The following is an 11,884-nucleotide window of genomic DNA, read 5'->3' on the forward strand; positions in this document are numbered from 1 at the left end:
TCATGACCACGGCCATGAACACAGTCATGGGCATGATAATCACTGGCTAAAAGCTACATTAGGTTTGATTTGGGGAGTAGGCTTGCTCATTCTTTCTATTGCAAGTTTTAACATTCCTATGATCGCCTACTATGTCATCACCGGGCTTACTACATTGATGACATTTTATTTGGGAAGTACTGTTTATCAATCGGCATGGAATACGTTACGTGAAAAAAAATGGGATACCACCACTTTATATGCGATTAGCACGTTGACCATTGTGGGCGTGTCTATTGTAAGCATGTTTGTCCCCGGATTGCCTATGATGTTTGAGGCAGCTCCTTTAGTTTTAGGATTTTGGCATTTAGGTGAGGGAATTGAACATACCCTAGTAGGCAAAATCACTAAAAAATTAGATGTACGCGATTGTGTGCCACCATCTACCCTATTAAAAGGTAATCCCAATCAAGAAATTTCCGTTAAAAAATTAATTCCTAACGATATTATTATCATTAATAAGGGAAAGGTCATTCCAGTTGATGGGGTCTTAACACAAACAGCACTACTTTACACCACTCGAGTTGATGGCTCACCTTATCTCAAAAAATTTAAACCAGGCGATATTGTGCAAGCAGGTATGCGTTTAGCCGATCATATTCCCTCGTTAGAAATGCGTGTTACAAAAACGTATCAAAACTCTTATTTATCGTTAATTGCAAAAAATATCAATAAAGCGAATGACGAAAAAGCTCCTGTTGAACTATTTGCAAATAAGGTATTGAAATACTTTATTCCCAGCTTGCTTGCTGTAGCTCTAGTATCAGGCATTGCTATAAGTGTATTGTTTAGCCCTGCACTTGCAATTCAATGTGTTGTATCTGTCCTTGTAAGCGCATGTCCATGTGCATTGAGTTTAATTACGCCCATGGCGGTTAAAATTGGCATGAAAAAAGCATCTGAAAATGGGATTCATTTTAATAATGGCAAAGAATTACAAGCGGCAGCTGATATTGATGCCGTTGTTTTTGATTTAAATGGCACCCTTACTCAAGGAAAAATTGCAGTAGATGCTTTACGTATTAGCGATGAAAAAATTTTGAGTCATATCGCATTATTAGAAAGTCAATCCGATCATCCAGTGGCAAAAATTATTAAGTCTTATATACAAGAGAAAAGTATTATTTCCAACGAACCATTAGAAATAACATCTATAGATAAAAGTCATCACTGTGGCATACAAGGCATAATTAACGGCGAGGCATTCATAATAGGCAATAAAAATATGCTGTTGGCGAATGGCATTGCAGACATTGAAAAGCCTTATGATGATCCCGAAAATGGCTCAGTTTATATCGTACGTGGAACAACAGTAATAGGGCAAATTGCCTTAACCGACCCTTTGCGTCAAGATGCGATTGCAACGGTTAATCAATTAAAGCGTCTTGGTAAAACAGTACATATTTGTACGGGAGCAGATCAAGCATCCGCAGAAAAATATGCCGCATTATTGGGTATTTCTAAAGAGAATATTTGTGCTAATACAGTGGGGGCTACCACTAAAACCGGTGAAGTATCTAAAACAAGTTATATTCAAAAGCTACAACTCAAAGGGCTGAAAGTGGCAATGGTAGGTGATGCGATCAATGATCTCACTGCGATTAAATATTCAGATATAGGTATTGCCGTTAAATCAAGCATTGGTGATCTCATCACAGAACAGCACGCAGGCATTGTGGTACAACAAGGCTTGTTATTTCCTATTGCAACCGCGTTTGATGTAGCAAAAAAAACCAAACAAAATATTTTCCAAAATTTATTTGTGAGTTTAACCTATAACTCAATGATTACTTTAGTGGCAGCCGGATTGTTTGTTGCCCTAGGCTTTACTCTTAATCCAGCACTTGGTGTTGCATTGATGGTACTTGAATCCACTATTGTTTTAGCAAACTTATATCGTTTTAAACAACAGGGAATTGTTTCAGTAGCATCTAATGATAAAAATGCAGTAGTCGATGAGGAACTCACAGGAAACACGACATCCAAAGTTTTGGATTCCTTAGGTTATCATTCTCAACCTAAAGCAATGTTAGCCGTTGTCCCAGAATCTAATATAGTGAATTCAAAAACGGGAACGTTTTTTGCGCCTAAAGTAAATTATTCCTCTCACCCATCTCATCAGGCACCACAACAGGTAGCGTGTCAAATGATATAATTCAGACCTTAACAGCACGCTATAGTACTTGATTCTAACTAAATTGTGAGACAAATATTAATATGCCATAATGATTTTTTATGAAAGGGAATTCAAATGCGCAATCATTATCAATTTATTATTTTATCATCAACGCTGCTAGTTTCATCAAGCAATTTCGCCGCAGATGCGCTTGATGAAGCGAAGGCCCCTACTGCAAGCACACTACAGAAAAATGCCACAATGGCCCAATCATTACCTTTTGCAGACAAGCAAGACTTTAGCGATGCCAGGCGCGGTTTTATTGGAAATACTAATGGACAATCCATTAAAAATTCTACGGATGGCCATATTGTATGGGACTTCAGCTCCTATAATTTCATTAATGATGAAAAAGCCCCTCCTTCGGTCAATCCCAGTTTGTGGCGTATAGCTAATATTAATAAAAATAATGGTCTCTATAAAATAACAGATAGAATTTATCAGGTACGTGGTTTTGATCTATCAAATATGGATATTATCGAGGGCAATACGGGATTAATTATCATCGATCCCTTGATAAGTATGGAAACAGCTAAAGCAGCTTTAGAATTATATTTTAAATACCGTCCCCAAAAACCTATTGTTGCCGTGATTTACACACACAGTCATGTGGATCACTATGGCGGTGTTAAAGGTGTGGTCAACGAAGCCGATGTGACTAGTGGCAAAGTTAAAATTTATGCGCCTAAAGATTTTTTACACGAAGCGGTTAGTGAAAATGTGTATGCAGGTAATGCCATGAGCCGTCGTAGTTTGTATATGTATGGTCCCCTACTTCCTCGTAATGATAAAGGTCAAGTAGACGCAGGTTTAGGTAAAGCAACGTCGCTTGGCACTGTCACTCTAATTCCGCCAACGGATGAAATCAGTCAAACGGGTGAAACCAAGAATATTGATGGCATCGACATTGTCTTTCAAATGGCACCTCACACTGAGGCCCCCGCAGAAATGCTCATGTATTTCCCCCAATTTAAAGCATTATGCACGGCAGAAGATGCAACACACACGATGCATAATCTCTATACTTTACGCGGTGCGCAAGTAAGGGATGCCGCGGCCTGGTGGAAAACATTGAACCAAACTATAGAGTTATTTGGTGATAAGACCGATGTTGTATTTGCCCAGCATCATTGGCCAATGTGGGATAATAAGCGCATTGTTGATTACATGGAAAACCAACGTGATTTATATAAATTTATTCATGATCAGTCATTACGCATGCTAAATCAGGGATATACCATGACGGAAATTGGCAATATGCTCCAGTTACCACCCGAACTTACAAATAAGTGGTATAACCGTGGCTATTATGGTTCTGCAAGTCATGATGCGAAAGCAGTCTATCAGCGTTATCTTGGTTGGTATGATTCAAACCCTGCACATCTTGATCCGATTATGCCTGCTGAATCCAGTAGAAAATATGTGGAATATATGGGCGGAGCCGATGCGGTGATTAAAAAGGCCACCGAGGCCTATAATCAAGGCGATTACCGCTGGGTCGCTGAAGTAATGAATCATGTCGTGTTTGCAGATCCTAAAAATCAAAAAGCGCGAAACCTTGAGGCAGATGCCTTTGAACAATTAGGCTATCAAGCTGAAAACCCAACCTGGCGTAATGAATATTTAATGGGTGCTTATGAGTTAAGAAATGGGGTACTTGCCATAAATCGCGCGGCCACAGCGTCTCCTGATACTATTCGTGCGATGCCAATGGAAATGTATCTGGATTTTTTAGGAATGCGCTTGGATAGCCAAAAAGCACAAGGAAAAAAAATTAGCATGAACTTAAATCTTACTGATAAAAAGGAACAATATGCGATTAAATTACAAAATTCAGTACTGATTTATACCGCTAATAAGAAACTAGATAATGCCGATGTGAGTATTTCATTGTCACGCGATGTATTAGATGCAATTAATTTAAAGCAAACCACGCTGGATAATGAGTTACAAAAAGGAACCGTGAAAATCGAAGGGGATAAAAACAAATTTACCGATTTATTAGGTATGTTTGCAACCTTTAATCCTTCATTTGATATTATTACCCCCAATCCTCAATAACACATAAATTGACCTCACGCGGCCATTAAGTTAGCGCGAGGTCGAGTAAGGCCTTACCTTTCTTCATTCGAGCTGAGCCAGCTTTTACACGTTCACTACCTGAAAAATTACCAGCCCCTACCAACCAAACTTAATTTCCACACCGACATAATCCGAATCTCGACCGCCAACAGCATGCAGAGCCTCAGCCACATCAAAATGCACCGCTTCAAGTGCGCTGGTAAAATGATAAGACATTAACCAATCAAATCGAATTTGATAATAATTCCCAGTAAACCGCCCTCCTTCTCCTGCAGTACCAGAAACCGGTATAATAGGCTGAGTATAGACCGCATCAGCCGTTGTCTCCCGCCATAAGGCTGCTACAGCAATCATGGCGGTGAGTGATGGGTTGGGTTTTAAGGTTAGTGATGGTTTCACATGGATAAAGTTTGTGTAGCCCGTATAACCTGCCAAAGTTATGTAATAACCATTCGGAAAAAGTGGATTAAACGTACTCAAGGTAGTTCCATATCGATCTCGATTACCTGATGCTGCATCGATTTGCATTCCTATTCGTGGCTGCCAAACAAGGCTTTTAAAGGTATACCCTGATAAAGATCCTAATGCCCAGGCACGGATTTTCTTATTAGCAATGCTCCCCTCTTGCCCCATAAGTTCCAGATCCCAGTCTAATGCAGTTCCTTTTCCAACAAAGCGTACATCGAGAATATTACGGCGTTCATTTCCCAATACAAAAAGATAGCGTACATTATCATGTTTAAAATGTGAGATGTAAGCGTTGATTTTGCCAAATCCACTGACTTTCCGCTCCACACGAAAACCACTGTACGTGTAATGACTACTGCTGTAATCATCAAAAGCCCGCACATTGAGCGTTACTACGGGACGACTATAAAATGAAATATAACGCCATGCGCCATTTTCATAATCACTCCAAATAGCATCATAAGATTGTCGTACGTTGGGGCCATCGCGCACTGAAATAAAACGTTGTAAGTCGAAAGCAAATTGCTGCCGTCCTAGCCGAAACTTAAAAGTACCCATACCTATAGGCTCAACAAGAGTTGCAAATGCCTGCTCCAAATCCAATCGATTTTGATCAACAGGTGTAATGATGGTTTTCCACGGAGCAAAATCACTTTGCAATTGCACAAAGGTTTGCAATTGATTAGCAACATGTAAATCAGCATGAGTTTCAAAGCGACTGATCACATAAGATTGGGGCACACTATTGCCCACATCAAAATTTACCGCATCATTACTTTCAAAGCGTTCACGAAGATTAACTCCCAAAGAAAGATAAGTTTGGGGATTGGTTTTTGATAACGGTATGTATTTAAGTTCATCAAAGGGTTCTCGAGGAACATTAGGATTAGCCAAAACCGCCCAGTCTTCTTGCCACCGATTAAACATAATAGAAGGACGTTTCGGTGGTGTCGAAGCCTGTTTGGTCTGGGCACCAGTTACAACTAACGCATGAAACAACATAGTGCCGAATAGTACTGCTTTTGTGCTCATCCAGATTTAGTGTTGCATTTTTTTTGCATGCTCATGAATTTCTGCAATATAGCCACCTGGAAACTGCACCATTGCTGAAGTACGCTCTCCAGAAACAAACGGTGCAACAAGCACGTTGACACCAGCTGCTTTTCCTTTTTCAAGTGTTTCATTCAAATTAGAAACTTCATAACCAGTAAGCTCTCGTCCGTAAGGCCAGGTTAAATGCCCATTAGTGACGATCACCAACATTTTTCCAAAACCAGATTCAATCGCAACGCGTCTGTACGTGGTACCGGGTTGACCAATTTCGGCGCCAGGTGCTTTGGGCGTATCAGAAGTAACTTTTCCGCGAGCAAAACTTGCGAAACGTTGAATAAAGACATTGGCACGATCTTGTGAGACATACACCCGATTTTCCGGAATTGTCGCTAATGGCTCATAAGAAGGTGCTGTAGTATGCCAATAAATTTGCATATTAACCCCACCTGGCCACTGGATAATGGCGTCACGACCTATTGGATCAGGAAATGGAGCAACAATAACATCGGCGCCTGCAGAACGAGCCGCAGAAATAGCTTTATCAAAATCATTGACCAAATACCCTGTCCGTTCAAGTCCAAAGGGATAAGGAATTGGCGTTTTAAATCCAAATATAGAAACGGTACCCGCAGGTGTTAAGGCAAGCTGAGACATGGTTTGGCTTGGTGTTGGTGTTACTTGGAAAACCCCTTGTTTTGAGGTCTTACCGCCAAAAGTTGCAGTAAAACTGGCAACAAAACGATCAAAATCTTCCGGAGCGACATATACATGTGTTGTATCATATTGAGGCCCGACAGCAAAACCAGCAGTTTGAGCTGCATTAATTGTACAGTTTGCTAACAGGAAGAAAATAAATGCGCTAATCCCAATTTTTTTCATTTGCTATTCCTTGCAAAATAATTAATTTAATCATTCAGCCGTATAAACGGATAAACCGATTATAACTATATTATTATCTTTTGCACCCACCATTTACCTAGATCCTTGATGCGTTTAAGTAATGCACGTTTTATTTTGATCAAAATAAAACCTATAGTCTATAATTGTTATATTCAATTATAACGGACTGCATAAATACATTACAAGTAAGGGTTATTATGGACAAGAAAATTGAGTTATTGACACCCAAAAACTCTGTTTTATTAATGATTGATTATCAACCACAAATGGCCTTCGGTGTCGTAAGTATCGATAGGCAAACTTTAAAAAATAATGCGGTCGCCCTTGCAAAATCTGCAAAACTTTTTCAAATCCCAACAATTTATACCTCTGTAGAAACTGAAAGTTTTAGTGGCTACATTTTTCCTGAGTTATTGGATGTCTTTCCTAAAAATGAAATTATCGAACGTACCAGCATGAACTCATGGGATTCGCAAAGTGTTAGAGAACATATTCATGCAACGGGTCGAAAAAAATTAATTCTTGCCGGTTTATGGACTGAGGTCTGTATCAATATGTGTGCTTTCTCGGCGATGCAAGATAATTATGAACTCTATGTGGTTGAAGATGCTTGCGGTGCAACCAGTGAACTCGCGCAGAGCGCCTCAATGGAGCGTATGCAACAAGCTGGTGTTGTTCCTTTAACTTGGCAACAAGTATTGCTGGAGTGGCAACGTGATTGGGCAAGAAAAGAAACCTATGACAGTGTCATGCAAATTGTTAAAGATCATAGTGGTGCTTACGGTATGGGCGTTGATTATGCCTATACCATGCTTCATAAGCAAAAACCACGCGGCGAGTGGAACGGTAAACTAATTAAATAAGTATATAGCCTAAGTAAAGAAGGAACCTTAGCCTAGGGATTAGGTTTCAGAATTTAGCTTATCTCCAGATAATTTAGGAGGCCTGCAATGGATTCAATTTATTACAATGGCAATTTTAAAGGTCCAGGTATTAATAAAGACAATGTGACTGCGGCTGCCATTAACGACCATCGTTTTGTGCATTTCGGTTCTGATGAAGAAATCATGAAATTAAAAACGTCAACGACGCAACTTATTGATTTGCATAAAAAAACGGTTATTCCTGGATTAAATGACTCGCATATTCACCTGATTCGCGGTGGTTTGAATTTTAATATGGAATTACGCTGGGATGGTGTTCCTAGTCTTAGTGACGCATTATACATGTTAAAAGAGCAAGCCGCACGTACCCCTGCCCCACAATGGGTTCGGGTTGTTGGTGGTTGGACTGAATTTCAATTCAAAGAACGTAGAATGCCTACACTAGATGAAATCAATGCTGTTTCAAAAGATACGCCTGTTTTTATTTTGCATCTTTATGATCGCGCGCTACTTAATCGAGCCGCATTAAATGCAATTGGCTATGATAAAAATACGAAAGAAATGCCAGGAACCATGATTCAGCGCGATAAAGAGGGCAATCCAACCGGCATGTTGATTGCTCATCCTAATGCAATCATTCTCTACTCAGCTCTGGCCCAAGGACCAAAACTTGCACGAACCGATCAAATTAATTCAACATTACATTTTATGCGTGAATTAAATAGCCTTGGCATCACCAGTGTAATTGATGCAGGTGGCGGCTTTCAAAATTATCCAGACGACTATGAGGTAATTGATGCGCTTAATAAAGAACATCAATTAACAGTACGTATTGCTTATAATTTATTTACGCAAAAACCAGGTCATGAGCTCGATGATTTTAGCAATTGGACCAAAACATCAAAATACCAACAAGGTAATGAGTATTATCGCCATAATGGCGCGGGCGAAATGCTTGTTTTTTCAGCCGCTGATTTCGAAGATTTTTTACAACCTCGGCCAGATTTACCCTCAGTAATGGAAGAGCAACTAAAACCTGTAGTACAAGTCTTAGCGGAAAATAAATGGCCATTTAGATTGCATGCAACCTACGATGAATCAATTTCTCGCGCATTAACAGTCTATGAACAAGTCAATGCAGAAATCCCATTTAATGGATTACATTGGTTTTTTGACCATGCAGAAACAATTTCGGATCAATCAATTGAGCGGGTAAAAAAACTAGGTGGCGGAATTGCCATTCAAAACAGAATGGCATTTCAAGGTGAGTATTTTAGTGATCGCTACGGTAAAGACAAAACTTTGCACACGCCACCAATTAATAAAATACTTGCCGCAGGAATTCCCGTAGGTATGGGAACAGATGCAACACGAGTTTCGAGTTACAATCCTTGGCTTTGCCTTTATTGGTTAGCTACAGGAAAAACCATCGGTGGTTTGTCCTTATACAATGAAGACAATATCATTTCCAGAGAAAAAGCATTGGCGCTTTACACTCACGGTAGTGCATGGTTTTCCAATGAGGCAGACACCAAGGGATCTTTTCTTCCGAATCAATTAGCAGATTTTGCCGTACTCTCGAAAAACTTCTTTCAAATCCCGGATGAGGAAATTAAAGACATTTATTCGCTTATGACAGTGCTTGGTGGTCAAATTGTTCATGCGAGTGATAAGTTCGCCCAATACAATCCTCCCATACCGCCAGTAAGCCCCTCTTGGTCCCCAGTCAAATATTACGGCGGCTATCATCGAGAAAAAGCATTTACGTCTGCAGCAAGAGTAGTATCCCATCATCACCATTCAACACACTGCCAACATACTTCTTGGCAATGGGGTGGATGTTTTTGCTGGGCTTTTTAAAACTTAACTATGAGGATACAAAATGGACTTAAGTAAACGAATAGAACCTAAAACCTGGGCTTTTGTAGAAAAAATCAAAAAAGCAGGAGGAAAGCCACTTTATGATCTTCCTGTACAAGAAGGAAGAAAAATATTTGATAAACTACAAACCTTGTCTAACGATAAGCCTGACGTTGATATTCAGGACTACGTAGTGAAAAGAGATTCTAATGCGGAAGTATCCATTCGCATTGTACGTCCCAAAGGTTCTAAAGAAGCCTTACCTGTAGTCATGTTCTATCATGGTGCTGGCTGGGTTTTTGGCGATTACCAAACACACGGACGTTTAGTACGTGAACTGGCAGTAGGTGCACATGCTGCAGTAGTTTTTGTGCAATATACATTAGCACCTGAAGCGCAATATCCTACTCAAATTGAAGAAGGTTATGCCGCGATGAAGTATGTATTTGAGCATGGCAAACAACTAAATCTTGATACATCGCATTTTGTTGTTGCTGGTGATAGCGTTGGCGGAAATATGGCTATAGCCATGACGCTGATGGCCAAACAACGTGGTGGCCCAAGAATTGATTACCAAGTACTTATATATCCTGTGACCGACTCTAATTTTGAAAATTCTTCTTATACAGAATTTGCGGAAGGTCCATGGCTTACTAAAAAAGCAATGCAATGGTTCTGGGATAATTATTTACCTAACAAAGAAAAAAGAAAGGAAATAACTGCCTCCCCATTGAACGCAACTACGGAACAATTAAAGGGCTTACCACCAGCATTAGTCATTAATGGTGAGTGTGATGTCTTACGTGATGAAGGTGAAGCTTATGAACATAAGCTCAATGCCGCGGGGGTTCCAGTAACCGGAATTCGCCATCACGGTACAATTCATGATTTTATGATGCTTAATGATTTAGCAGATACACCTGCTTGTCGTAATGCCATTGATACAATCACGAATCATTTACGTTCTGTGTTTGCTAAGAAACACTAATTAAAAATTATGTAGGCTAGGTTATAAACCCTGCCTACATATTTATTTTTTCACCTTGTCCACATCATAAATAGTAATTGGCGATTCAATTCCTTTAACCTTAACGCGCAAATGCCCATTAATTTCAATATTTTCAGCAACCTCCAAGTATGTTGCCTCAGAAATTAATATTTGCCCACCAAGGCTTAAGCCCTGGATACGTGAAGATAAATTAACCGATGAACCAATAGCACTGTACTGCATGCGTTTTTTGGAACCAATATTTCCCACAACAGCGTTTCCGGTATTAATTCCTACCCCCATTTCCAATTGTGGTAAGCCATGTTTTTTATTGGCACGGTTCAATTTCGTTAATTCACGCTGCATTTCTAAAGCACAATTAATCGCACGCAAAGAATCATCATCAGTAGAATATGGCGCACCAAACATCACCATGATGGCATCACCAATAAATGAGTCAACAGTTCCCTTATGTTTTTCAATAACATGCACCATTTTAGTAAAATACGTATTTAAAAGGGCAACTAATTGTTCTGCAGGCTGTTGTTCTGATAAGGGTGTAAAATTTCTTAAGTCACTAAATAAAATAGTAATCTTCGTTTCTTTACCACCCAATTTATGAGAAGGAGACTCAAGGATAGTGCTAACTACCTCATCGGACATATAGAAACTAAACGTTTTATGAATAAATTTATTACGCAGCTCCAATTGTTTTTTAATTTTTTCCAATAACTGATTTGCATGGCGAAGAGTGAGTTGATCTTTAGCAATATTGGCTAATTTTAATAGAAGCCTCATTTGCTTAGGCGCCATATCTTTAGGCCTGGTATCGGCCAAACAAAAAGTACCTACGTTGTATCCATCAGGATCCGTCAAGGGAACTCCTGCATAAAAGCGAATAAAGGGGAATTCCTGAACATACGGGTTTTGGGCAAATCGCTCATCCAAATAAGTATCCTTAATCACTAAGGGTTCATTTTTCTTAATCGTCTCATTACAAAAAGTAATATAACGTGGAGTTTGTTTCTCTTTTAAGCCATAGAGTGATTTAAACCAGAGCCTTTTTTCATCTAAAAAAGCAATATAACAAATGGGGATATTCAGCAATTCAACAGCAAGATGCACCAAACGGTCATAGCATTCCTCTGGAAGCGTATCCATAATTTTTAAAGACTCAAGAGCTTGTAGTCTTCGTTGTTCCAAATGCTCATAATCCATTGAGTAGGCAGACATGATCATTCCTAATAGTCTTTATTCAATTATAGACTATCAAAATTTAAGGCCTTAAGTGGCATTCTGGTCAAACCACATATGAACATTTTAACCTGCAATCACAATAAATCAAAAAAAAACCAAAAAGAACCATTTTAATCCATAATATATGGGCAAATTTATATACTTATGCCCAAATCAAGCGCGTACTGTATTTTCAAC

The 11,884-nt window shown here is 39.3% G+C and carries 8 protein-coding genes; 5 read left to right on the forward strand and 3 right to left on the reverse strand.

The genetic code is table 11. The annotated features are described in order from the left end of the window. Both LDG_RS03985 and LDG_RS03990 read left to right on the forward strand, forming a co-directional pair. Positions 1-2,194, forward strand: a 2,194-nt coding sequence (locus LDG_RS03985) for a heavy metal translocating P-type ATPase (RefSeq protein WP_083821380.1), incomplete at its 5' end; no start/stop codon positions are given. Positions 2,195-2,290: 96 nt separating this feature from the next. After that, the gene (locus tag LDG_RS03990; protein ID WP_006869866.1) at positions 2,291-4,276 is read left to right on the forward strand and encodes an alkyl/aryl-sulfatase; all 1,986 of its coding nucleotides are present in this window, start codon (positions 2,291-2,293) and stop codon (positions 4,274-4,276) included. A 117-nt stretch (positions 4,277-4,393) separates the two neighbouring features. Here the strand turns inward: LDG_RS03990 and LDG_RS03995 are convergent, their stop codons facing one another. Together LDG_RS03995 and LDG_RS04000 are read right to left on the reverse strand one after the other, a co-directional pair. Next, positions 4,394-5,797 (reverse strand): alginate export family protein, encoded by a 1,404-nt coding sequence (locus LDG_RS03995; RefSeq protein WP_199484649.1) that lies wholly within the window; start codon positions 5,795-5,797, stop codon positions 4,394-4,396. 6 nt (positions 5,798-5,803) lie between these two features. Further along, positions 5,804-6,697, reverse strand: a complete 894-nt coding sequence (locus LDG_RS04000) for a VOC family protein (protein WP_006869868.1) — start codon at positions 6,695-6,697, stop codon at positions 5,804-5,806. A 218-nt stretch (positions 6,698-6,915) separates the two neighbouring features. Here LDG_RS04000 and LDG_RS04005 point away from each other — a divergent pair, with 218 nt between their 5' ends. From LDG_RS04005 to LDG_RS04015, 3 genes are all read left to right on the forward strand, one after another. Next, positions 6,916-7,581, forward strand: a complete 666-nt coding sequence (locus tag LDG_RS04005) for a hydrolase (RefSeq protein ID WP_006869869.1) — start codon at positions 6,916-6,918, stop codon at positions 7,579-7,581. 87 nt (positions 7,582-7,668) lie between these two features. Further along, a complete protein-coding gene (locus LDG_RS04010) occupies positions 7,669-9,462 on the forward strand; it encodes an amidohydrolase (RefSeq protein ID WP_006869870.1) in 1,794 nt (597 codons plus the stop codon). A gap of 22 nt (positions 9,463-9,484) precedes the next feature. Beyond that, positions 9,485-10,450, forward strand: coding sequence for an alpha/beta hydrolase (locus tag LDG_RS04015; RefSeq protein WP_006869871.1), 966 nt, complete (start codon positions 9,485-9,487; stop codon positions 10,448-10,450). 42 nt (positions 10,451-10,492) lie between these two features. Here the strand turns inward: LDG_RS04015 and LDG_RS04020 are convergent, their stop codons facing one another. Further along, positions 10,493-11,683, reverse strand: a complete 1,191-nt coding sequence (locus LDG_RS04020; RefSeq protein ID WP_006869872.1) for an adenylate/guanylate cyclase domain-containing protein — start codon at positions 11,681-11,683, stop codon at positions 10,493-10,495. Positions 11,684-11,884: the final 201 nt, after the last annotated feature.

This window comes from Legionella drancourtii LLAP12, assembly GCF_000162755.2.
In the GTDB taxonomy this organism is placed as follows: Bacteria; Pseudomonadota; Gammaproteobacteria; order Legionellales; family Legionellaceae; genus Legionella; species Legionella drancourtii.